This window comes from Kitasatospora sp. NPDC043950, assembly GCF_056435345.1.
Map to the genome: position 1 here is coordinate 1 of NZ_JBWKER010000054.1, position 23,081 is coordinate 23,081.

Below are 23,081 nucleotides of genomic sequence, written 5' to 3' on the forward strand. Positions count from 1 at the left end.
AGCACAACTATCATGCGGGAGACGCCCCTCCCCCCCCCCCCCCCCCCCCCCCCCCCCCCCCCCCCCCCCCCCCCCCCCCCCCCCCCCCCCCCCCCCCCCCCCCGCCGTCGTTTCCACCCGCCTCAGAACGGCCGCAGCGCCGGCTCCTTGCGCGCCCCGCCGAGCAGCCGCTCCAGCGCCACCTCCACATCGCCCCGCCAGGACAGCGTGGTGCGCGCCTCCAGCCGCAGTCGCGGGTAACGGTGATGCGAGCGGACGGTCTTGAAGCCGACCGCGAGCAGGTGGTCGGCCGGCAGCACGCAGCTGACCGGCTCGGGACCGGCCGAGCCGAAGGCCTCGATCGCCCGCACCCCGCGCCCGAGCAGGTCCTTGGCCACGGTCTGCACCAGCACCCGGCCGAGCCCCTGCCGCTGGTAGCCCGGAACCACCCGGCTGACCATCAGCTGGACGGCGTCCGGCGAGACCGGACTGGTCGGGAAGGACTGCGACCGGGGGACGTAGGCGGGCGGCGCGTACAGCACGAAGCCGGCCGGCTGGTCGTCCACGTAGACGATCCGACCGCAGGACCCCCACTCCAGCAGCACCGCGGAGATCCACCCCTCCTTCTCCAGCTCCGGCTTCCCGGACTCCACCGCCGCCTTCCCGCTGACCGGGTCCAGCTCCCAGAACACGCAGGAGCGGCAGGTCGTCGGCAGATCGGCGAGGTTGTCCAGGGTCAGCGGAGCGATCCGGCGTCCCATGCCCCGCACCTCCTCCTCCACTTCACGGTCGAGCATGCCCCCACAGACGCCGACGGGTGCATGTTTCACGTGAAACAGTGCTCACGCGGAACATGCACCCATCGGGTGTCGTCCCCGGCCCGGCTCAGCCCTGCGACAGCCGCAGACCGTCCTCGCCCGGGGCCAGGCTGTCCAGGATCCGGTTCAGGTCCTCCACCGAACCGAACTCCAGCACCACCTTGCCCTTGCCCAGCTTGCCGCCGCGCTGCGACACCTCGACCTTGACCCGGGTGTCGAAGCGGTCCGACAGCCGGCTCGCCAGATCGTTGAAGGCCGGGGAGATCAGCTTGCCCGCCTTCGGCGCCTGGCGCTTCGGCTTCCGGTCCTCCTCCTCGGCCATCAGCGCGACGATCTCCTCGGTGGTCCGCACCGAGAGGCCCTCCGCGACGATCCGCTTGGCCAACAGCTCCCGCCGCTCGTCGTCCGGCACCCCGAGCAGCGCCCGGGCGTGGCCGGCGGTCAGCACTCCGGCGGCGACCCGGCTCTGCACGGTGGGCGAGAGCTTCAGCAGCCGCAGCGTGTTGGAGACGTGCGAACGCGAGCGGCCGATCCGGTCGGCCAGCTCGTCGTGGGTGCAGGAGAAGTCCCGCAGCAACTGGTCGTAGGCGGCCGCCTCCTCCAACGGGTTCAGCTCGGCCCGGTGCAGGTTCTCCAGCAGGGCGTCCAGCAGCAGCTTGTCGTCCTCGGTGGCGCGGACGATCGCCGGGATCTGCTTCAGCCCGGCCTCCTTGGAGGCGCGCCAGCGGCGCTCGCCCATGATCAGCTCGAAGCGATCGGGCGCGACCTGGCGCACCACGATCGGCTGGAGCAGACCGACCTCCTTGATCGAGACGACCAGCTCGGCCAGCTTGTCGTCGTCGAAGACCTCACGCGGCTGACGCGGGTTGGACGTGATCGCGTCCAGCGGCAGCTCCGCGAAGAAGGCACCGGCCGCCGGCGCCGGCTGCGCCTGCTCGGCCCGCTTCTCCGCGGCCGCCCGGGCCGCCACCGTGCCGCGGCCGGTCGGCAGCGTCGGTACCGAGGTCGGGGACGTCGCGCCGGTCGCCCCCACCGGGGCCGGTGCGGGCGCGGCCCCGCCGTCCACCGGCACGGCGGGGCGGATCAGCGCCTCCAGCCCTCGTCCCAAACCCCTGCGACCGCTCACCGATGACCCTCCGTCGTACCGTGCTGTGCCACCGGGGCTCCGTGCCCCGTACCGCTGCCGTGCCGCTGCTGCCCCAGGAGCGGGCCGCCGCCCGTCCCCGCCGCGCGCAGCCCGAGCTCGCGGGCGGCCTCCAGGTAGGAGAGCGCCCCGGTCGAGCCCGGGTCGTAGGTGAGGACCGTCTGACCGTAGCTGGGCGCCTCCGAGATGCGCACCGAGCGCGGGATCGCGGTGCTCAGCACCTCCTGCGGGAAGTGCGTCCGGACCTCCTCGGCGACCTGGGCGGCCAGCCTGGTCCGGGCGTCGTACATGGTGAGCAGGATGGTCGAGACGTGCAGCGCGGGGTTGAGGTGCGCGCGCACCAGTTCGACGTTGCGCAGCAGCTGGCCCAGGCCCTCCAGCGCGTAGTACTCGCACTGGATCGGGATCAGCACCTCCCGCCCGGCCACCAGGGCGTTGACCGTCAGCAGGCCCAGCGAGGGCGGACAGTCGATCAGGACGTAGTCCAGCGGCTGCTCGTAGGCGGCGATGGCGCGCTGGAGCCGGCTCTCCCGGGCCACCAGCGACACCAGCTCGATCTCGGCGCCGGCCAGGTCGATGGTCGCGGGGACGCAGAACAGCCCCTCGACGTCCACCACCGGCTGCACCACGTCGGCGAGCGGCTTGCCCTCGACCAGGACGTCGTAGACGGAGGGCACCTCGGCGTGGTGGTCGATGCCGAGGGCGGTGGAGGCGTTGCCCTGCGGGTCGAGGTCGACGACCAGGACGCGCAGTCCGTGCATGGCGAGCGAGGCGGCCAGGTTGACGGTGGTGGTGGTCTTGCCGACCCCGCCCTTCTGGTTGGCGACCACGATCACCCGGGTGGCGCCGGGGCGGGGAAGACCCTCACCCGCTCGGCCGATCGCCTGAACCGCAGCCTGGGCAGCCCTCGCGATGGGCGTGTCATCGATCTGGTCGATGGTCTCCGAGTCCTGCATGAGGGTCAGTGTTTCACGTGAAACCGGAGCGGCAACAGTCGCCGCCCGGCTGCGGCCGAGGATTCCCGAGAGCAAGGAGCGACGTTTCACGTGAAACACCATGCCCGCTATGTCGGAAATCTGACGTTGCGACACACCGGTGTCCTCCCGTCGACCGGCCGTCACCCCGACGGCCACCGGAACGCCGACGGGCGGGCGGCTCCCCCCTCAGGAGGAACCACCCGCCCGTCGTCGAGCGTGTCCGGCGTCACCCGCCTCAGCGGCTGCGGCGCCGCCCGCCCCGGCTGCGCTCGCCGGTCCGGGCGCCCGCGTTCCGTCCGGCCCGGGCCGCCTTCGCCCGCCGGGTCGCGGCCTTCACCCCGCCGGGGCTCTCCCCCGCCTTGACCTGGACCACCCGGGTCGAGGTCTCCAGGGTGCCCTCGCCGACCGAGATCACGCTCCACTCGACCGCGCCCAGCTTGGTCAGCCCGGCCCGCGAGTCGGCCAGCTCCTGCTCGGCGCTGTCGCCCTTGAGCGCCAGCATCTGCCCGTGCGGACGGAGCAGCGGCATCCCCCAGCCGGCCAGCCGGTCCAGCGGCGCCACCGCCCGAGCGGTCACCACGTCCACCGCGAGCTTGCCGACCATCTCCTCGGCGCGGCCGCGCAGCACCGTGACGTTCTCCAGCCCCAGCTCCCGGACGACCTCCTCCAGGAAGGTGGTCCGCCGCAGCAGCGGCTCCAGCAGCGTCACCGAGACGTCCGGACGGGCCAGCGCCACCGGGATGCCCGGCAGGCCGGCACCGGAGCCGACGTCGCACAGGGTGGAGCCGGCCGGCAGCAGCTCGGCGAGCACCGCGCAGTTGAGGACGTGCCGGTCCCAGAGCCGGGGCACCTCGCGCGGCCCGATCAGCCCACGCCGCACGCCCGCGGTGGCCAGCAGCTCGGTGTAGCGGACCGCGGCGTCGAAACGATCACCGAAGACCTCCCGGGCGACGGCCGGGGCCTCGGCCAGCTCGGGCACCTCGGTCGCCTCGACCGCCTCGGCGGCCGGCCCCGCAGCGGCCGGATTCACGTCGTCCGCCCCCGGCCGGCCAGCGGCCGCGTTCTCCGTGTCCATCTCGACCTCTCCGATCCCCGGATCCACCGACCCGCTCTCCGCACAGTTTCACGTGAAACATCTCGCGCCGGGCCCACGCCCCGCGAAGGGACGACGACCCCGCCCGCACGAGGCGGACGGGGTCGCGTCCGGTGAAGCCCACCGGCCGCCTCGGCGGCCGGTCGCCGTACCGCCGGCCTCAGACCGGCAGCACGACCACGCACCGCTCGGGCTCCTCGCCCTCCGACTCGCTGCGCAGACCGGCGGCCGCGACCGCGTCGTGGACGACCTTGCGCTCGAAGGGCGTCATCGGCCGCAGCTTGACCTGCTCGCCGCTGCTCTTCGCCTGCTCGGCGGCCTCGGCACCGAGCGCGGCCAGCTCGGAGCGCTTGCGGGCCCGGAAGCCGGCAATGTCCAGCATGAGGCGGCTGCGCTCCCCGGTCTCCCGGTGGACAGCCAACCGGGTCAGCTCCTGCAGCGCCTCCAGCACCTCGCCGTCCTGGCCGACCAGGCGCTGCAGCGCGCGGTCGTTGCCCTCACCGACGATGGAGACCAGGGCGCGGTCGCCCTCGACGTCCATGTCGATGTCACCGTCGAGGTCGGCGATGTCGAGCAGACCCTCCAGGTAGTCCGCCGCGATGTCGCCCTCCTGCTCCAGTCGGGCGATGACGTTCTCGTCGGTGCTGGCGGCGGCCTCGGCCTCGACGGCGGAGGTGGTGCCTTCCGTCACTGATGGACTCCTTCGGAGATGGGCCCAGATTGGTGGGCCGGGAACGAAGCTCTGCGCGCTGTCACAACGGGTCCAGGGCCGGTCAGGACTTCTTCTTCGGCCGCTGGCCGCCACGCTTGGGCTGCTGCCGAGCGGTGCCCGGCTTGGCCGCGCCGGGCTTGGCCGGGCCCTGCTGGGCGGCCGCCGGCTTGGCACCGGAGTCGGCCGGGACGGTGTCGGCGGGCTCCTCGGCCGGGGCCTCGGTGTCCTTGGTCAGGTCGGCGGTCTGCTGACCGGCACCGCTCTGCTGGCGCTGCGCCTTGGTCTGCTTGCGGGGCTGCTGGCGGCGCGCCTGCGCCGACTCCTCGACCACGGCGGCCGCCGCCGAGGCGGCGTCGAGGGTCGACTTGGACGGGGGCAGCAGGCCCCAGAGCGCGCCCTTGATCTCCGAACCGTCCGGGTTCAGCCGGCCGGCCTTCTTCAGACGGACCTGCCGCTCGTCCCACGCCTTGCTGCCCGGGGTCGGGTTGTTGTGGATGACGATCAGCTGCTGGCCCATCGACCAGACGTTGGTGGTCAGCCAGTAGACCAGGACACCGACGGGGAAGTTGATGCCCATCACGGCGAACATCACCGGGAAGACGTACATCAGCATCTTCTGCTGCTGCATGAACGGCGTCTTGACCGTGAGGTCGACGTTCTTGGTCATCAGCTGGCGCTGGGTGATGAACTGCGACAGCGACATCATGATGATCATCACCGCGGTGACGATCTTGACGCTGGTCTCGTGGCTGCTGACGAAGGTCGCGGAGAGCGGGGCACCGAAGATGTGCGCCTTGCCGGCGCTCAGCAGCAGGTCGCCGTGGATGACGCCGATCGGCTCGCTCTTGGCGACCTTGGCGAGCACGCCGTAGAGGGCGGTGAAGAACGGCGCCTGCACGATGATGGGAAGGCAGCTGGAGAACGGGTTGGTACCCGCCTCCTTGTACAGCTTCATCATCTCTTCGGACTGGCGCTGCTTGTCGTTCTTGTAGCGCTCCTGGATGGCCTTCATCTTCGGCTGGATCGCCTGCATGGCCCGGGTCGCCTTGATCTGCTTCACGAAGAGCGGGATCAGGCAGATCCGGATGACGACCACCATCGAGGCGATGGCCAGACCCCAGGCCCAGCCACCGTCCGGGTCGAAGATGTTGCTGTACAGCGAGTGGAACTGGACGATGATCCAGGACACCGCTGTGTACAGGGGATTCAGGAAGGAGAAGGTCACCGGTCAGGCTCCTTGGACATGTGGATTGGCCCCTCGGGGCCAATGGTCGCCGGGCCCTCGGGGTCCGGACCGGCGGGGGTCGTGGTCACCGGCTGTCCGGTGGCGGACCGGCTGCTCAGCCAGTCTCGCAGCCGCCGGTGCCACACCGGATGCTTACGCGGCGGAACGTGATCGACCCCGCCGGGCGTCCACGGATTGCAGCGCAGGATGCGCCACACGGTCAGTCCGCCGCCCTTGACCGCCCCGTGCACCTTCACGGCCTCGTAGCCGTAGTGCGAGCAGGAGGGGTAGTAGCGGCAGACCGGACCGAGCAGTGGGCTGATGGTCCACTGGTAGACCCTGATCAGACCCATCAGCAGGAACTTCATCGTCCTGCTCCCGTCGGCGCCGTCGTGGCGGACTCCACCTTCAGCAACCGTTTCAGCGCCGCGTCCAGGTCACGTTCGAGGTCCTGGTACGAGGCGGTCGCGGCCTGGGGCAGCGCACGCACCACTATCAGGCTACCGGCGGGCAGCCTGGACAGACGATCACGAACGAGGTGCCGCAACCGGCGCTTGACCAGGTTGCGAACGACCGCCGGGCCGACGGCCTTGCTCACGACGAAACCCGCACGCGCCGAAGGAGTCCCCTCGGCGACGTGCGGGCGGGAGTCGCTGGTCCGGTCGGTCTGCCCCTTGGGGTCGCCTTCTCTGCTGAGATGGACGACCAGAAGGGGCCGGCCGGCCCGGCGACCGCGTTTCACCGCGGTCGCGAAGTCCTGGCGCCGCCGCAGCCGATTCTCGGAGGGCAGCACAACAGACTCTGTCGTGGATCAGGCGGACAGGCTGGTGCGGCCCTTGCCACGGCGGGCAGCCAGGATGGCGCGGCCGGCGCGGGTACGCATACGCAGCCGGAAGCCGTGGGTCTTCGCGCGACGACGGTTGTTCGGCTGGAAGGTGCGCTTGCTCACTCGGGGGCTCCTGAGGTGAATCGTAGGATGACGGGGGATCGCTTGGCCGTCACCGTGCGTCCGCGTGATCTCCCCTGATTCGGAAATCCGACCCATCGCCCCAGTTCGGCTGGGGTTCAGGGCAATCCACGGCGCCCGTGCTGCGCGCCTTATGGAGCGGGTGGACCCGCGGACATGCGGCAGCGGCCATCGACAACTCGACCTGGTTACGGTACGCGGGACGGGGCACGAGGGTCAAACCAGCTTTTTCGAGCGGCCCCCCAGAGGGTGCCCGGAGTCCCCTTCGCCCACAGCCTGTGGACAACGACTTGATCCGGCTCTGTTCGCTGACTACCGTTGCAGGACTTGTCTGGTTTGTTCTTCGTGTTCTTCCTCGTGGGGTCGGTCCGCCGGAGACGGACCCGCCGATCCACAGTCTCCTGATCCACCACCCCCTGCTGGAGCCGCGGGGAACCGAGAAAGCGTGCACCAGTGGCTGATGTCAACAGCGACCTCGTCCCGGTCTGGGCGAGAGTCGTCGAGCGGCTGGTCAGCGACCCGGACGTCGGGGAGATGGACAAGCAGTGGGTGCAGCGCACCCAGCCGATGTGGATGATGCACGACACCGCCCTGCTGGCGACCCCCAACGAGCGGGCCAAGCAGGTGCTGGAGGGCCGGCTGCTGCCGCAGCTCACCGAGGCCCTCAGCCGCGAGCTCAGCCGCCCGGTGCGGATCGCCGTGATGGTCGACGCCAACGCCGTCCCGACCACCCCCGCACCCGCCGCCCAGGCCCCGGCCGAGCCGTACCCCGGCCCGACCGGGGAGGATGCCGGCGGCTACGGCGGCCAGGACTACCAGCAGCCGTACGAGCAGGACTACGACCGGCCCCGCTACGACACCGGCGGCTACGAGCAGCGCCCCGCGCCGTACGGCGGCCCGGCGGCCGGCCCGGCCTGGCCCGGCTACCCCGAGCAGGGTGGCTACCCGGAGCAGGGCGGCGGCTACCCCGACCAGAACGGGTACCAGGAACAGGGCGGCTACCCCGAGCAGGGCGGCGGCTACCAGGAGCAGCCCCCCGGCTACCGCGAGGCCGACGAGCCGTCCCGGCCGGCGCCGCGCCCGATGCCCGGCCCGCCCGCGACCACCCAGGGCGACCTGTTCGGCGGCGCCTACGGCCCCGGCCCGAACGAGCAGCCCCGCGCCGGCGCCGGCCGCCGCGCCCCCGGCTCACGCCCGGCCGGCGGCCGTCCCGCGGACAAGAACGCGCCGGAGCGCGCCACCGAACGCCCGGCCGTCCCCGGCGTGCCCGCCCCGCCCGGCGCCCCGCCGGCCGGCGGCTCCCGCAAGGACGAGCCGGCCGCCCGGCTGAACCCCAAGTACCTCTTCGACACCTTCGTCATCGGCGCCAGCAACCGCTTCGCGCACGCGGCGGCGGTGGCGGTCGCCGAGGCCCCGGCCAAGGCGTACAACCCGCTCTTCATCTACGGCGAGTCCGGGCTGGGCAAGACCCACCTGCTGCACGCCATCGGGCACTACTCGCGCAGCCTCTTCCCGGGCACCCGGGTGCGCTACGTGTCCTCGGAGGAGTTCACCAACGAGTTCATCAACTCGATCCGGGACGGCAAGGCGGACACCTTCCGCCGGCGCTACCGGGACATGGACATCCTGCTCGTGGACGACATCCAGTTCCTCGCGAGCAAGGAGTCCACGCAGGAGGAGTTCTTCCACACCTTCAACACCCTGCACAACGCGAACAAGCAGATCGTGCTCTCCTCGGACCGGCCGCCCAAGCTGCTGACCACGCTGGAGGACCGGCTGCGCAACCGCTTCGAGTGGGGCCTGATCACCGACGTCACCCCGCCGGAGCTGGAGACCCGGATCGCGATCCTGCGCAAGAAGGCGATCCAGGAGCAACTCAACGCCCCGGCCGACGTGTTGGAGTTCATCGCGTCCCGGATCACCCGCAACATCCGGGAGTTGGAGGGCGCCCTGATCCGGGTCACCGCCTTCGCCAACCTCAACCGGGCGCCGGTGGACCTGGAGTTGGCCGGGATCGTCCTCAAGGACCTGATCCCGGGCGGGGACGAGGACGCCGGGCCGGAGATCACCGCGCAGGTCATCATGCAGCAGACCGCCGCGTACTTCGGGCTGGGTGTGGACGACCTCTGCGGATCCTCGCGCAGCCGCGTCCTGGTGACGGCCCGTCAGATCGCCATGTACCTCTGCCGGGAGCTGACCGACCTCTCGCTGCCGAAGATCGGCGCGCAGTTCGGCGGCCGCGACCACACCACGGTGATGCACGCGGACCGCAAGATCCGCTCGCTGATGGCCGAGCGCCGGTCGATCTACAACCAGGTCACCGAGCTGACCAACCGCATCAAGAGCTAGCCGCAGGGCCGGTGGCGGGCCGGGGCCGGATCCGGCGCCGAGGTGGCCGGAAAGGGCGTCAGGAGCGATCCTGACGCCCTTTTCTCATGTCCGCAGGTGTGCCTCGGGCGCCGGCTGGGCAGAGATGCCGTCGACGGACGTTGCGCCAGTCCACAGCCCGCGCCGAACATCTGACCGGTGATTCGAAAACCGGGGCCGCGCAGGGCAGTTGTCCACAGGGCGGGCACCTTCCCCGTAGTCCACAGGCCGGGGCGTCCGAAGTTATCCAGAATTCGTCCACAGGCGTGTCGCCGCTACGCTCTTCCGCGCAGGTCAGGTGCCTGTGGACTTGTGCACAACCGTTATCCACAGGGTGTGGACAATTGACGGGTCGCCAATGGGCCATCCGGGTTGTCCACCGGTTGTCCCCAGGGGAGGGGCGGTTATCCCCAGGTTGTCCACAGCATGATCCACAGTTCGACAAGCGTGGGGCGGCGTTCATGCCCTGGTGTGAAAGGCGTCACGTAAAGTTGACCGACACCCGTGGATAACCGGGCCCGGATCTGGGGACAGCCCTGGGGATAACCTGTGGATACCCAGCGTGCCCTGTGGGTAACGCTCCGCTGTCCACAGCACCGCGTGTTCGTCCACAGCCGCCGTCCACACCCGCTGTGGACAAAAAAGTGGGTCTGACCTGGGGAAACGGGGTTATCCACGGTTTCCACAGGCCCTACTACTACCACTACACATTTAGACCCATCGACTCGCTTGAAAGTGGGTGGGCCCCGAATCTGTGGACAACCGCGCCCCGACATCTGTTCGGCTTGCTTCCGCCCGTCTGCCCCGTCTGTCGGCGGAGTACGTCAGACTGTCCTCGGCGACTGGAAGCGGAGTGGCACAGCTCGGTGGACAGCCCGACCGACGATCATGATCAGACGAACCAGAGTGCGAGCGGGAGCGCTCGATCCAGGAGGCGGTTACCGGTGAAGTTCCGGGTGGAGCGTGACGTCCTCGCGGAGGCGGTGGCCTGGGCTGCCCGCAGCCTCCCGGCACGGCCGCCGGTGCCGGTGCTGGCCGGCCTGCTGCTGACGGCACAGGACGGCAGCCTGGCGCTGTCCGGCTTCGACTACGAGGTCTCGGCCCGGGTCGAGCTGGAAGCCGACATCGAGGAGGCCGGCACCGTCCTGGTCTCCGGTCGGCTGCTGAACGACATCTCGCGCAACCTGCCGAACCGGCCGGTGGAGATCTCCACCGACGGCCAGCGGGTCAGCGTGGTCTGCGGCAGTTCCCGATTCACCCTCCCCACCCTCCCGGTGGACGAGTACCCGGCGCTGCCCCAGATGCCGACCGCCACGGGCACCGTCTCGGGCGACGTGTTCGCCTCCGCGGTCAGCCAGGCCGCGGTGGCCGCCGGCCGCGACGACACCCTCCCGGTGCTCACCGGTGTCCGGGTCGAGATCGAGGGCGACCGAATCACCCTGGCCGCCACCGACCGCTACCGCTTCGCGGTCCGCGACCTGCTGTGGAAGCCCGAGCAGTCGGACATCTCGGCCGTCGCCCTGGTGCCCGCCAAGACGCTGCAGGACATCGCCAAGTCCCTGGGCAGCGGCGACAACGTCTCGATCGCGCTCTCCTCGGGCGGCGCGGGCGAGGGCCTGATCGGCTTCGAGGGCGCCGGCCGCCGGACGACCACGCGGCTGCTGGAGGGCGAGTTCCCCAAGTTCCGCAGCCTGTTCCCGACGGAGTTCAGCGCCGTCGCCGCGATCCAGACACAGCCCTTCCTGGAGGCGCTCAAGCGCGTCTCGCTGGTCGCCGAGCGCAACACCCCGGTCCGGCTCAGCTTCGAGCAGGGCGTGCTGACCCTGGAGGCGGGCTCGGGCGACGACGCCCAGGCCACCGAGCGGATCGACGCTGACCTGGAGGGCGACGACATCTCGATCGCCTTCAACCCGGGCTACCTGGAGGAGGGCCTCAAGGCCATCGACTCCGCCTACGCCCAGCTGAGCTTCACCACGCCGACCAAGCCCGCGCTGCTCAGCGGCAAGGCCTCGGTGGACGCCGAGGAGGACAAGGCGTACCAGTACCTGATCATGCCGGTCCGCCTCTCCGGCTGACCTCGCGGCCGCTGCCCGCAGGCCGTCACCCACAGGCTGTGCACACCGGCTGTGCACAGCCTGTGGTCGTCCTCCCCCGGTCGGCCCGACCACAGGGAGCCGCCACCGCCGCAGCGCGTAGGCTCGGGGCGTGCGGCAACGGCGCCGCCGGCAGGCACGTCACCACAGGTAAGGACTTGGTCATGGAGCTCGGCCTCATCGGTCTCGGCAAGATGGGCGGCAACATGCGCGAGCGGATCCGCCGCGCCGGCCACACCGTCATCGGCTACGACCGCAACCCGGACATCTCCGACGTCGAGAGCCTCCAGGAGCTCGTCTCCAAGCTGCAGGGCCCGCGGGTGATCTGGGTGATGGTCCCGGCCGGCGCCGCCACCCAGGCGACCGTCGACGAGCTCGCCGAGCTGCTCTCCCCCGGCGACGTGGTGGTCGACGGCGGCAACTCCCGCTGGACCGACGACATCAAGCACGCCGAGGCGCTGGCCGCCAAGGACATCGGCTTCGTCGACTGCGGCGTCTCCGGCGGCGTCTGGGGCCTGGAGAACGGCTACGCCCTGATGTACGGCGGCGACGCCGAGCACGTGGCCCGCGTCCAGCCGGTGTTCGACTCGCTCAAGCCCGAGGGCGACTTCGGCTCGGTGCACGCGGGTGCCGTGGGCGCCGGCCACTTCGCCAAGATGGTCCACAACGGCATCGAGTACGCGATGATGCAGGCGTTCGCCGAGGGCTGGGAGCTCCTGGAGGCCGCCCCCGAGGTCACCGACGTGCGCGAGGTCTTCCGCAGCTGGCAGGAGGGCACCGTCATCCGCTCCTGGCTGCTGGACCTGGCCGTCCGCGCGCTGGACGACGACGAGCACCTGGCGAAGCTGCGCGGCTGGGCCGCCGACTCCGGTGAGGGCCGCTGGACCGTCGAGGCCGCGATCGACCACGCGGTGCCGCTGCCGGCGATCACCGCCTCGCTGTTCGCCCGCTTCGCCTCCCGCCAGGACGACTCGCCGCAGATGAAGATGATCGCCGCGCTGCGCAACCAGTTCGGCGGCCACGCGGTCGAGTCCAAGTAACCCGCACCTCCCCAGAAGGCGAGCGCAGTCCACAGCCATGCACGTCGCGCATCTGTCGCTCGCCGACTTCCGGTCGTACGCCCGGGTCGAGGTTCCCCTCGACCCGGGCGTGACGGCCTTCGTCGGGCCCAACGGCCAGGGCAAGACCAACCTGGTCGAGGCGGTCGGCTACGTCGCCACGCTGGGCAGCCACCGGGTCGCCACCGACGCCCCACTGATCCGGCTGGGCGCCGAGCGGGCGGTGGTCCGCACGTCGGTGGTGGACCGCGGCCGCACCACCCTGGTCGAGCTGGAGCTGACCCCGGGCAAGGCCAACCGGGCCCGGATCAACCGCTCCGACAACGTCCGCCCGCGCGACGTGCTGGGCCTGCTGCGGACCGTCCTGTTCGCGCCCGAGGACCTCAGCCTGGTCAAGGGCGACCCGGGTGAGCGCCGCCGTTTCCTGGACGAGCTGCTGACCGCCCGGGCCCCCCGGCTGGCCGGGGTCCGACAGGACTACGAGAGGGTCCTCAAGCAGCGCAACGCCCTGCTGAAGACCGCCGCGATGGCCCGCCGGGCCGGTGGCGGCAAGGGCGCCGACCTCTCCACCCTGGAGGTCTGGGACGGCCATCTGGCAAGGGCCGGAGCCGAGTTGACGGCCTTCCGGATCCAGCTGGTGGCTTCCCTCCAGCCGTTGGTGGCGGCCGCGTACGGGCAGCTGGCCCCGGGCGGTGGCGACACCGTCCTGGAGTACCGCAGCTCCTTCGAGGGCGGGCTGCCGACCAGCCGCGAGCAGGCCGAGGAGCAGCTGCTGAACGCGTTGCAGGCGGTCCGCAAGCAGGAGGTGGACCGGGGCATCACCCTGGTCGGCCCGCACCGCGACGAGCTGGTGCTCAGCCTCGGCCCGCTGCCCGCCAAGGGCTACGCGAGCCACGGCGAGTCCTGGTCGTTCGCGCTGGCGCTGCGGCTGGCCTCGTACGAGCTGCTGCGCGCCGACGGCGGCGAGCCGGTGCTGATCCTGGACGACGTGTTCGCCGAGCTGGACGCGGCCCGCCGGGACCGGCTGGCCGAACTGGTGGCCGGCGGCGAGCAGGTGCTGGTCACCGCGGCGGTCGCCGAGGACGTGCCGAAGACGCTGGCCGGCGCCCGGTTCGCGGTCGCCGACGGCGCCGTCCGCCGGATCGACGCCTGATTCCCCCCGCACCTTCGCAATCGCCGTCCGGGCACTCCCGTAGGCTGGACGGCTCACCGGCGCGCGTCCGCGACCGTTGTCCACAGGCTGGGGAAAGGAGATCGCCGTGAGCGAGCCGGCGGAGCACTCCCCCCGGCCGGGCGACCCGGCGCCGACCGGCGCCGACCTCGCCCGCTCCGCGCTGCGGGCGGCCCGGGCCCAGGCGCGGCAGCGCGGCGAGCAGGTCCGGGAGAAGCGCGAGGCGAAGCGGCACGGCCTGCGCAGCGGAGCCCGGTCGGACGGCCGTGACCCGGTCCCGCTGGGGGCGGCGCTGAACCGGCTGCTGACCGAACGGGGCTGGGAGTCCTCGGCCGCGGTCGGCGGGGTGATGGGCCGTTGGCCCCAGATCGTCGGCCCGGACATCGCCGCGCACTGCCACCCCTCCTCCTACGACGACACCGCCGCGGTGCTCACCGTGCAGTGCGACTCCACCGCGTGGGCCACCCAACTGCGGTGGTTGGCAAGACAGTTGGTAGCCCGTCTGAACCACGAGCTGGGCCACGGCACGGTCCGCACCATCAAGGTGCTGGGCCCGGCGGCGCCCGCCCGCGGCTACGGCCGGCTGCGCGCTCCGGGGAGCAAGGGGCCGGGCGACACCTGGGGCTGACCGGGTTGCCGGCCCGTCGCCGGGGGTGCGGAGCGGACCGCGATCTTCCGGAATCCCTGACAGCCCTTCCAGGCGCTCTGGGCCCCCGGGGCGAGTATCGGGACATGTCCAGAGGGGATTCAGGGCGGCATATCTGCCTTCAAGGGCTGCCAAACGCCCATCTCTGTCAGTCGTACCGGTAGACTGAGAGCCAAACACTGTTGCTAGTGGCAACCGAGTCGAAACGCCGTGGTCGCACGCCCGCCCACACGGGGCGGGAATGCGGCCCGTGCTGTGCCAGAGAGGGCGCTTCGTGGCCGATTCCGGCAACCCCAGCCAGATCCCAGACCAGACCGACCAGGCTTCCTACACCGGTAGCAACATCCAGGTGCTGGAAGGCCTCGACGCCGTCCGCAAGCGCCCCGGCATGTACATCGGCTCCACCGGCGAGCGAGGCCTGCACCACCTGGTGCAGGAAGTGGTGGACAACTCCGTCGACGAGGCGATGGCGGGGTACGCCGACACCATCGACGTCACGATCATGGCCGACGGCGCCATCCGCTGCGTCGACAACGGCCGCGGCATCCCGGTGGACATCGTCCCCGGCCAGGAGAAGCCGGCCGTCGAGGTCGTGCTCACCGTCCTGCACGCCGGCGGCAAGTTCGGCGGCGGCGGCTACGCCGTCTCCGGCGGTCTGCACGGTGTCGGCGTCTCGGTCGTGAACGCGCTGTCCACCCGCCTGTCGGTGGAGATCCACCGCGACGGCTCGCGCTTCACCCAGGACTACAAGGCCGGTGCGCCGACCGCTCCGCTGGCCACGCACGAGGGCTCCGAGCAGACCGGCACGACCGTCACCTTCTGGGCCGACCCGGAGATCTTCGAGACCACGGTCTACTCCTTCGAGACGCTGTCCCGGCGCTTCCAGGAGATGGCCTTCCTCAACAAGGGCCTCTCCATCTCGCTCACCGACGAGCGCCCCGAGCACGTGGACGAGGAGGGCAAGCCGCTCACCGTCACGTACAAGTACGACGGCGGCATCGCCGACTTCGTCGCCCACCTCAACTCCCGCAAGGGCGAGGTGATCCACCCCTCGGTGATCGACTTCGAGGCGGAGGACAAGGACAGGGCGATCTCGGTGGAGATCGCGATGCAGTGGAACTCCTCCTACACCGAGGGGGTCTACAGCTTCGCCAACACCATCCACACGCACGGCGGCGGTACCCACGAGGAGGGCTTCCGCGCGGCGCTGACCGGCCTGGTCAACCGCTACGCGCGGGACAAGAAGCTGCTCCGGGAGAAGGACGACAACCTCTCCGGCGAGGACATCCGCGAGGGTCTGACCGCGATCATCTCGGTCAAGCTCGGCGAGCCGCAGTTCGAGGGCCAGACCAAGGACAAGCTCGGCAACACCGAGGCGAAGACCTTCGTCCAGAAGGTCGTCCACGAGCACCTCAACGACTGGTTGGACCGCAACCCCAACGAGGCCTCGGACATCATCCGCAAGTCCATCCAGGCCGCCACCGCGCGCGTCGCCGCCCGCAAGGCCCGCGACCTCACCCGCCGCAAGGGCCTGCTGGAGTCCGCCTCGCTGCCGGGCAAGCTCTCCGACTGCCAGTCCAAGGACCCGGCCGAGTGCGAGATCTTCATCGTCGAGGGTGACTCCGCCGGCGGCTCGGCCAAGCAGGGCCGCGACCCGCGCACCCAGGCCATCCTGCCGATCCGCGGCAAGATCCTGAACGTCGAGAAGGCCCGGATCGACAAGGTGCTGCAGAACACCGAGGTCCAGGCGCTGATCTCGGCCTTCGGCTGCGGCATCCAGGAGGACTACGACGAGTCCAAGCTCCGCTATCACAAGATCGTCCTGATGGCGGACGCCGACGTCGACGGTCAGCACATCCGCACCCTGCTGCTCACCCTGCTGTTCCGCTTCATGCGGCCGCTGGTCGAGTCCGGGTACGTCTACCTCGCCATGCCGCCGCTGTACAAGATCAAGTGGGGCAAGGACGACTTCGAGTACGCCTACTCCGACCGCGAGCGCGACGCGCTGATCGCGGCCGGGGTCGAGGCCGGGCGCCGGCTCCCCAAGGACGACGCGATCCAGCGCTTCAAGGGTCTCGGCGAGATGAACGCCGAGGAGCTCCGGGTCACCACCATGGACGCCGAGCACCGGCTGCTCCTCCAGGTCACCCTGGAGGACGCCGCCCGCGCCGACGAGCTGTTCTCCGTGCTGATGGGCGAGGACGTCGAGGCACGCCGCTCCTTCATCCAGCGCAACGCCAAGGACGTCCGCTTCCTGGACGTGTGACGCCGCCCGACCGGCAGCGAAGCACGTACCAGTCCGCGTGAAAGGAAACTGACCACCAGTGGTCGACGACAACCGTCCCGAAGGCGAACAGCCCGAGACCCCCACAGCCGCCGAGGCCACCGCCCAGGTGACCATGCGGATCGAGCCGGTCGAGCTCGAGACCGAGATGCAGCGCTCGTACCTCGACTACGCGATGAGCGTGATCGTCAGCCGGGCGCTCCCCGAGGTCCGCGACGGGCTCAAGCCGGTGCACCGGCGCGTGCTCTACGCGATGTACGACGGCGGGTACCGCCCCGAGAAGGGCTACTACAAGTGCGCCCGCGTCGTCGGCGACGTCATGGGCAACTACCACCCGCACGGTGACACCTCCATCTACGACACCGTCGTCCGCCTGGCCCAGCCGTGGTCGCTGCGGATGCCGCTGGTGGACGGCAACGGCAACTTCGGCTCCCCGGGCAACGACCCGGCCGCGGCCATGCGCTACACCGAGTGCAAGATGATGCCGCTCGCCATGGAGATGATGCGCGACATCGACGAGGGCACCGTCGACTTCGCGTCCAACTACGACGGCCGCTCGCAGGAGCCGACCGTCCTGCCGGCGCGCATCCCCAACCTGCTGGTCAACGGTGCCACCGGCATCGCGGTCGGCATGGCCACCAACATCCCGCCGCACAACCTGCGCGAGGTCGCCTCCGGCGCGCTCTGGGCGCTGGAGCACCCGGACGCCTCCAACGAGGAGCTGCTCGAAGCCCTGATCGAGCGGATCAAGGGCCCCGACTTCCCCACCGGCGCGCTGATCGTCGGCCACCGCGGGATCGACGACGCCTACCGCACCGGCCGCGGCTCGATCACCATGCGCGCCGTGGTCGAGGTCGAGGAGATCCAGGGCCGCCAGTGCCTGGTGATCACCGAGCTGCCGTACCAGGTCAACCCGGACAACCTCGCGCTGAAGATCGCCGACCTGGTCAAGGACGGCAGGGTCGCCGGCATCGCCGACGTCCGCGACGAGTCCTCGTCCCGCACCGGTACCCGCCTGGTGGTCGTGCTCAAGCGCGACGCCGTCGCCAAGGTCGTGCTGAACAACCTCTACAAGCACACCGAGCTGCAGACCAACTTCGGCGCCAACATGCTGGCCCTGGTCGACGGCGTGCCGCGCACGCTGTCGCTGGACGCCTTCATCCGGCACTGGGTCAACCACCAGGTCGAGGTCATCGTCCGGCGCACCACCTTCCGGCTGCGCAAGGCCGAGGAGCGCGCCCACATCCTGCGCGCCCTGCTGCGCGCCCTGGACATGATCGACGAGGTCATCGCGCTGATCCGGGCCTCGGCGAGCGCCGACGCGGCCCGCACCGGCCTGATGGGGCTGCTCTCCATCGACGAGCTCCAGGCCAACGCCATCCTGGAGATGCAGCTGCGCCGCCTGGCCGCCCTGGAGCGCCAGCGGATCATGGACGAGCACGACGAGCTGCAGCGCAAGATCGACGAGTACAACGCGATCCTGGCCTCGCCGACCCGCCAGCGGGAGATCATCTCCGAGGAGCTCACCGCGATCGTCGAGAAGTACGGCGACGAGCGGCGCTCCACCCTCATCCCGTCCGACGGCGACCTCTCGATCGAGGACCTCATCGCCGAGGAGGACATCGTCGTCACGATCACCCGTGGCGGCTACGTCAAGCGGACCCGCTCCGACCTCTACCGCTCGCAGAAGCGCGGCGGCAAGGGCGTGCGCGGAGCGCAGCTCAAGCAGGACGACATCGTCGACCACTTCTTCGTGACGACGACGCACAACTGGATCCTGTTCTTCACCAACAAGGGCCGGGTCTACCGCGCCAAGGGCTACGAGCTCCCGGACGCCGGGCGCGACGCCCGCGGCCAGCACGTGGCCAACCTGCTGGCCTTCCAGCCGGAGGAGCACATCGCCCAGGTGATGGCCGTGCGCACCTACGAGGACAAGCCCTACCTGGTCCTCGCCACCCGGGCCGGCCTGGTGAAGAAGTCCGCGCTGAAGGACTACGACTCCCCGCGCTCCGGCGGCCTGATCGCGATCAACCTGCGCCAGGACGAGGAGGGCCAGGACGACGAGCTGATCGGCGCCGAGCTGGTCTCCGCCGAGGACGACCTGCTGCTGGTCTCCAAGAAGGCCCAGTCGATCCGCTTCACCGCGACCGACGACGCGCTGCGGCCCACCGGCCGCGCCACCTCCGGCGTCAAGGGCATGGCCTTCCGCGAGGACGACGAAATGCTCTCGATGAACGTCGTCCGCCCGGGAACGTACGTGTTCACCGCCACCGACGGCGGGTACGCCAAGCGCACGGCCGTGGACGAGTACCGTGTCCAGGGGCGTGGCGGCTACGGCACCAAGGCGGCGAAGATCGTCGAGGGCCGGGGCTCGCTGGTCGGCGCGCTCGTGGTCGACGACACCGACGAGATCATGGCGATCACCCTGTCGGGTGGGGTGATCCGCACAAGGGTTTCCGAAGTTCGTGAAACCGGACGTGACACCATGGGCGTCCAACTGATCAACCTCGGTAAGCGCGACGCGGTCGTGGGCATGGCCCGCAACGCGGAAGCCGAGGACGAGGAGACGGTGGAGGACGAGGTCGCGGACACCGCTTCCACCGAAACGGCTGAGGGTGCGGAGACGACGGCCGGCGGCGACGCCGAGGTCTGAACCGAACCACGGGCCGGTGCCGTCGCGTCCTGATAGAGGGGCGTGGCGGCACCGGCCGCCCACCAGTTCCGGGCAATCCCGCCGGGCGCTGGATGACGAGTGACGAAGCAGGGCGGTGCCGCCGTCCTGGTGGGAAGTGCGGGAGGACCAGGTGAGTGGAGCCACGGGTGCTGCGGGAGGACCCTCCGGCGGCCGTCCGGGCGCGCAGGGCGGGGGTGGGTACGGCGCGCCGCAGCCGCCGGCCGAGCACTCGGCCGCGTCCACCTCGCTGATGCCACCGGTCGGCGGAGCGGGACAGGGCGGCGCGACCTACGGCGGACAGACGCCCCCGCCGCCGGGGGCCCCGGCGCCGGGCGCGAGCGGATTCTCGCAGCCGACCACCTATGCCAAGGGGCAGCCGACCCCGGCCCGGGGGACCCGGACCAGCGGCAACACCCCGCCCGGCGGCACGCCCGTCCCGGGCACGGCGCGCCGGCCGGCCCCGGCCGCCCCACCGGCGGCCGCCGGTGTCGGCCTCGGCCGGACCCGCAAGGCCCGGCTGCGGGTGACCAAGGTGGACCCGTGGTCGGTGATGAAGGTCAGCTTCCTGCTGTCGCTGGCCGTCGGGATCATCATCATCGTGGCCGCGGCGGTGCTGTGGATGACGCTGGACTCGCTCGGCGTCTTCGACTCGCTGACCAAGACCCTCAAGGACGTCACCGGTTCGGACAGCACCGGCGGCCTCAACCTGATGGACTACGTGGGCTTCGGCAAGGTGATGACCTTCACCTCGCTGATCGCCGTGGTCGACGTCGTCCTGCTGACGGCGCTGTCCACGCTCTCGGCGTTCATCTACAACGCGGCGGCCGGCTTCACCGGCGGCGTCGAGCTGACCCTGGCCGAGGAGGACTGACCCCGGTCGGATCCTGACCCCTGGTCAGTTCGCCGTCCACGGACGGAATGGACGGGCCCCGCAGGCTGTTGCAGCCTGCGGGGCCCGTCGGCATTTCGGGTGACAGCCGGCCGCCCGCGGCGTGCCGCCCGGGAGCGGGCCGGCCGCGGTGGGATTAGCTGGGTGGCGCCCGGTCCACGCCTGGGAGTGCCGCAGGCCGCCCCCGGTCCGCCCGACCGGGTCAGGAAACGTTCCGCAGGACGGCTGGACGGAGGCGCGCGGTGGCGAAGCTCGCAGGTCAACTGGTCGAGGCCCTGGACGGGCTGTTGGGGGTTCCGGTACCGCTGCGGGTCCAGGCCTGGGACGGCAGCGTCGCCGGGCCGCCGGGAGCCCCCACGGTCGTCCTGCGCAACCGGCGGGCGCTGCGCCGCCTGCTCTGGCAGCCGGGCGAGCTGGGCCTGGCCCGGGCGTACGTCGCGGGGGACCTGGAGATCGCCCCCGGCACCGACCTCTACGAGGTGCTCTCGGCCGTCGCCCGGTTCGTCGAGCGGCCGGAGATCCGCCGCCTCGACCTCGGCCCGCGGGACGTGCTCGGCGCCGGCGGGCGCCGCGTCCTCGCGGCCGCGCTGCGGGCCGGGGCGCTCGGCCCCGAGCCCACGCCGCCCCAGGAGGAGGTCCGCAGGGCCCGCGGGCGGCTGCACAGCCGCAGCCGGGACCGCGCGGCCATCAGCCACCACTACGACGTCGGAAACGACTTCTACGGGCTCGTCCTGGGCTCCTCCATGGTCTACTCGTGCGCCTACTGGACCCCGGAGGCCAAGAGCCTGGAGGCCGCCCAGGAGGCCAAGCTCGACCTGATCTGCCGCAAGCTCGGCCTCCGGCCCGGGATGCGCCTGCTGGACGTCGGCTGCGGCTGGGGCTCGCTGCTGCTGCACGCGGCCGAGCACTACGGCGTCACCGCGGTCGGTGTCTCCATCTCGCGGGAGCAGGTCGCGCTGGCCCGCCGGCGGGTCGAGGAGGCCGGCCTGGCCGGGCGGGTGGAGGTCCGGCTCCAGGACTACCGGGAGATCGTCGACGGCCCGTTCGACGCGATCTCCAGCGTCGGGATGGCCGAGCACGTCGGCTCCGAGCAGTACCGGGTCTACGCCGAGGGCCTGCACCGGCTGCTGGTGCCCGGCGGCCGGCTGCTCAACCACCAGATCGCCCGCCGCCCCGACCGCCCCGGTGAGCCGCACCGCACCAGCCCCTTCATCGACCGCTACGTCTTCCCCGACGGCGAGCTCTCCCCCGTCGGTTCCACCGTGGCCCGGCTGGAGGAGGCCGGCTTCGAGGTCCGGGACGTCGAGTCGCTGCGCGAGCACTACGGGCTGACCCTGCGCGAATGGGTGGCCAACCTGGAGGCGCACTGGAGCGAGGCGGTCCGGCTGGTCGGCCGCGGCCGGGCCCGGGTCTGGCGGCTGTACATGGCCGCCAGCGCGCTCGCCTTCGAGGAGAACCGGATCGGGATCAACCAGATCCTCGCCGTCCGCAGCACCGAGGAGGGCTCGGCCGGCCTCCCGGCGACCCGCGAGGAATGGCTGCTGCGCCCGGCCGCCGGAGCGCCGCCGCTGGTCGGCGGGGTGCCCGCCGGGAACCCCGTCGGCCCGGATTTGGGAGATCGGCCATCGGTCCGCTAATCTTTCAGTGCGGCAAGGGCCTATAGCTCAGACGGTTAGAGCGCTTCCCTGATAAGGAAGAGGCCACAGGTTCAAGTCCTGTTAGGCCCACCACCGCGAAGGGCCCGGAGTGATTCACTCCGGGCCCTTCGACGTTTCCCCCGCCGTTGCGGGAACCGCGCGTCCCGCCGGGCTGTTCTCCGGGGAGGGAACGTGTGGAGGGATGGTGACGACATGGCGGTCTTCTGGGCGATGAGCATCCCCGGACTGGTCTGCGCCCTGGTGGTGCTCGCGGTGGTCGACCAGCTCGCGCTGCGGGCGCGCCGGTCACGCTGGGTGCCGTGGCGGGGGACCGGCCGGGAGGGGCAGATCTCGGCCACCGGCTTCGAGCAGCTGCACGCGCAGTTCGCCGCCGGCAAGCAGCACGAGCTGGACGAACGCGGCACGACCCTGATGCTGCGCGACGAGGAGGGCGAGGGGGCGCCGCCCCGGACGAAGGTCGACCTGGCGGGCGGGAAGGCCGTGGTGGTGACGCCGTCGAACCGCCCGTCCGACCGCTCGTCGGACCACCCGTCCTGCGCCCCGCCGGGCACGCCGTAGGGCCCGGCCGGGGAGGGTCGGCCGTACGGCAGGAGGTGCGGCGTCAATCCTCGGCCCGGACCGCCGGGTTGGCCGCAGCGGCGGCTGGTCACGATTGGGACACTGGTGTGTATCATCGGCCGCAAGGGCAGTCTGGCACCCGGCAGCCCGTTCGCGATCGAAACACATCTGGACTCGTCGGCCCGGTCAGTCCGGCCGGAGCACCGGCTCTTGAGTCCGCCAACGCAAGAAGGACGAGGTCCCGCGGTGAAGAAGCTTCTCCTGGTCGCCCTGGTCGCCCTCGGCGGCTTCTTTGTCTACCGTCAGGTCCAGGCGGACCGCGCCGAGCAGGACCTGTGGACCGAGGCCACCGACCCGGTTCCGGCCGGTCGCTGAGCCCGGACGATCCGACGATCAACGATCTTCGGAGGCGCTTCACCGCGCCTCCAGGGCCGGCCGGCCCGGTCACCCGACCGGATCGGCCGGATCCCAGGCACCGCCCGGACGCCGCCTCGGCGGCAGGTCCGGTCGGCCCGGGGGGAGGGCGCCGGGAACGGCGCCGGAACCCGGTACGCTAGTGCCCGTCGGCACCCGCGGTGCCGTCGAGGGGCATTAGCTCAGTTGGTAGAGCGCTGCCTTTGCAAGGCAGATGTCAGGAGTTCGAATCTCCTATGCTCCACAGCTCATCGCAGTCGTGACGCCGATCGGCCGCTGACCTGAATCCCGGTCAGCGGGCCAATCGGGCTTCCCCCTCCCCCAAGGGGGGTCTAAACAACCCGAAGGGCGGGG

20 protein-coding genes and 2 tRNA genes are annotated in these 23,081 nt (G+C 71.2%); 13 read left to right on the forward strand and 9 right to left on the reverse strand.

Features of this window, described 5'->3' with window-relative positions; all coding sequences use genetic code 11:
* Positions 1–122: 122 nt before the first annotated feature.
* The 9 genes from AC07BF_RS29800 to rpmH form a co-directional block, all read right to left on the reverse strand.
* Positions 123–740: a GNAT family N-acetyltransferase gene (locus AC07BF_RS29800; protein ID WP_350876727.1), complete on the reverse strand. Its 618-nt coding sequence runs from the start codon at positions 738–740 to the stop codon at positions 123–125.
* A 124-nt stretch (positions 741–864) separates the two neighbouring features.
* A complete protein-coding gene (locus AC07BF_RS29805) occupies positions 865–1,923 on the reverse strand; it encodes a ParB/RepB/Spo0J family partition protein (protein WP_363579872.1) in 1,059 nt (352 codons plus the stop codon).
* On the reverse strand, positions 1,920–2,870 hold the full coding sequence (locus AC07BF_RS29810; RefSeq protein WP_350876943.1) for a ParA family protein: 951 nt from the start codon (positions 2,868–2,870) through the stop codon (positions 1,920–1,922). The genes AC07BF_RS29805 and AC07BF_RS29810 overlap by 4 nt, the downstream gene beginning before the upstream one ends.
* 283 nt (positions 2,871–3,153) lie before the next feature.
* Positions 3,154–3,993, reverse strand: coding sequence for a 16S rRNA (guanine(527)-N(7))-methyltransferase RsmG (rsmG, locus tag AC07BF_RS29815; protein ID WP_363579873.1), 840 nt, complete (start codon positions 3,991–3,993; stop codon positions 3,154–3,156).
* A gap of 178 nt (positions 3,994–4,171) precedes the next feature.
* Positions 4,172–4,702, reverse strand: a complete 531-nt coding sequence (locus AC07BF_RS29820) for a Jag family protein (RefSeq protein ID WP_063348467.1) — start codon at positions 4,700–4,702, stop codon at positions 4,172–4,174.
* Between the two features lie 82 nt (positions 4,703–4,784).
* Positions 4,785–5,948, reverse strand: a complete 1,164-nt coding sequence (gene yidC / locus AC07BF_RS29825) for a membrane protein insertase YidC (RefSeq protein ID WP_363579875.1) — start codon at positions 5,946–5,948, stop codon at positions 4,785–4,787.
* Positions 5,945–6,316, reverse strand: a complete 372-nt coding sequence (gene yidD, locus AC07BF_RS29830; protein ID WP_063348465.1) for a membrane protein insertion efficiency factor YidD — start codon at positions 6,314–6,316, stop codon at positions 5,945–5,947. The genes yidC and yidD overlap by 4 nt, the downstream gene beginning before the upstream one ends.
* Positions 6,313–6,741, reverse strand: coding sequence for a ribonuclease P protein component (gene rnpA, locus AC07BF_RS29835; protein WP_350876735.1), 429 nt, complete (start codon positions 6,739–6,741; stop codon positions 6,313–6,315). Before rnpA ends, yidD begins: the two co-directional genes overlap by 4 nt.
* An 18-nt stretch (positions 6,742–6,759) precedes the next feature.
* Complete coding sequence (rpmH, locus tag AC07BF_RS29840; RefSeq protein WP_030392420.1) at positions 6,760–6,897, reverse strand: 50S ribosomal protein L34; 138 nt, start codon at positions 6,895–6,897, stop codon at positions 6,760–6,762.
* 471 nt (positions 6,898–7,368) lie between these two features.
* On the opposite strand from rpmH, the gene dnaA reads away from it, so the two are divergent.
* The 13 genes from dnaA (at position 7,369) to AC07BF_RS29905 (ending at position 22,971) form a co-directional block, all read left to right on the forward strand.
* Positions 7,369–9,264: a chromosomal replication initiator protein DnaA gene (gene dnaA / locus AC07BF_RS29845; protein WP_400804303.1), complete on the forward strand. Its 1,896-nt coding sequence runs from the start codon at positions 7,369–7,371 to the stop codon at positions 9,262–9,264.
* A 962-nt stretch (positions 9,265–10,226) separates the two neighbouring features.
* Positions 10,227–11,357, forward strand: a complete 1,131-nt coding sequence (gene dnaN / locus AC07BF_RS29850) for a DNA polymerase III subunit beta (protein ID WP_363579877.1) — start codon at positions 10,227–10,229, stop codon at positions 11,355–11,357.
* A 182-nt stretch (positions 11,358–11,539) separates the two neighbouring features.
* Positions 11,540–12,415, forward strand: a complete 876-nt coding sequence (gnd, locus tag AC07BF_RS29855) for a phosphogluconate dehydrogenase (NAD(+)-dependent, decarboxylating) (protein ID WP_363628005.1) — start codon at positions 11,540–11,542, stop codon at positions 12,413–12,415.
* 37 nt (positions 12,416–12,452) lie between these two features.
* Complete coding sequence (gene recF, locus AC07BF_RS29860) at positions 12,453–13,586, forward strand: DNA replication/repair protein RecF (protein WP_363579879.1); 1,134 nt, start codon at positions 12,453–12,455, stop codon at positions 13,584–13,586.
* 106 nt (positions 13,587–13,692) lie between these two features.
* Positions 13,693–14,232, forward strand: coding sequence for a DciA family protein (locus AC07BF_RS29865; RefSeq protein ID WP_363579880.1), 540 nt, complete (start codon positions 13,693–13,695; stop codon positions 14,230–14,232).
* A 268-nt stretch (positions 14,233–14,500) separates the two neighbouring features.
* The gene (gene gyrB / locus AC07BF_RS29870) at positions 14,501–16,516 is read left to right on the forward strand and encodes a DNA topoisomerase (ATP-hydrolyzing) subunit B (RefSeq protein ID WP_363579881.1); all 2,016 of its coding nucleotides are present in this window, start codon (positions 14,501–14,503) and stop codon (positions 16,514–16,516) included.
* 58 nt (positions 16,517–16,574) lie between these two features.
* Positions 16,575–19,187 (forward strand): DNA gyrase subunit A, encoded by a 2,613-nt coding sequence (gene gyrA / locus AC07BF_RS29875; protein ID WP_363579882.1) that lies wholly within the window; start codon positions 16,575–16,577, stop codon positions 19,185–19,187.
* A gap of 151 nt (positions 19,188–19,338) precedes the next feature.
* Positions 19,339–20,079, forward strand: a complete 741-nt coding sequence (locus tag AC07BF_RS29880) for a DUF3566 domain-containing protein (RefSeq protein ID WP_363579883.1) — start codon at positions 19,339–19,341, stop codon at positions 20,077–20,079.
* Positions 20,080–20,339: 260 nt separating this feature from the next.
* The gene (locus tag AC07BF_RS29885) at positions 20,340–21,734 is read left to right on the forward strand and encodes a cyclopropane-fatty-acyl-phospholipid synthase family protein (protein ID WP_363579884.1); all 1,395 of its coding nucleotides are present in this window, start codon (positions 20,340–20,342) and stop codon (positions 21,732–21,734) included.
* Positions 21,735–21,750: 16 nt separating this feature from the next.
* A tRNA-Ile gene (locus AC07BF_RS29890) sits at positions 21,751–21,827 on the forward strand.
* A gap of 120 nt (positions 21,828–21,947) precedes the next feature.
* Positions 21,948–22,313, forward strand: a complete 366-nt coding sequence (locus AC07BF_RS29895) for a DUF6191 domain-containing protein (RefSeq protein ID WP_363579885.1) — start codon at positions 21,948–21,950, stop codon at positions 22,311–22,313.
* A gap of 246 nt (positions 22,314–22,559) precedes the next feature.
* Positions 22,560–22,688 carry a DLW-39 family protein gene (locus tag AC07BF_RS29900; RefSeq protein ID WP_014137031.1) on the forward strand — a complete coding sequence of 43 codons (129 nt, stop codon included), beginning with the start codon at positions 22,560–22,562 and terminating at the stop codon, positions 22,686–22,688.
* Positions 22,689–22,898: 210 nt separating this feature from the next.
* A tRNA-Ala gene (locus AC07BF_RS29905) sits at positions 22,899–22,971 on the forward strand.
* Positions 22,972–23,081: the final 110 nt, after the last annotated feature.

Coding starts and splice junctions, on each gene's coding strand:
- rsmG (WP_363579873.1), bottom strand. CDS start 3,993: ATGGACACGGAGAACGCGGCCGCTGGCCGGCCGGGGGCGGACGACGTG.
- AC07BF_RS29895 (WP_363579885.1), top strand. CDS start 21,948: ATGGCGGTCTTCTGGGCGATGAGCATCCCCGGACTGGTCTGCGCCCTG.
- yidD (WP_063348465.1), bottom strand. CDS start 6,316: ATGAAGTTCCTGCTGATGGGTCTGATCAGGGTCTACCAGTGGACCATC.
- AC07BF_RS29800 (WP_350876727.1), bottom strand. CDS start 740: ATGGGACGCCGGATCGCTCCGCTGACCCTGGACAACCTCGCCGATCTG.
- recF (WP_363579879.1), top strand. CDS start 12,453: ATGCACGTCGCGCATCTGTCGCTCGCCGACTTCCGGTCGTACGCCCGG.
- gnd (WP_363628005.1), top strand. CDS start 11,540: ATGGAGCTCGGCCTCATCGGTCTCGGCAAGATGGGCGGCAACATGCGC.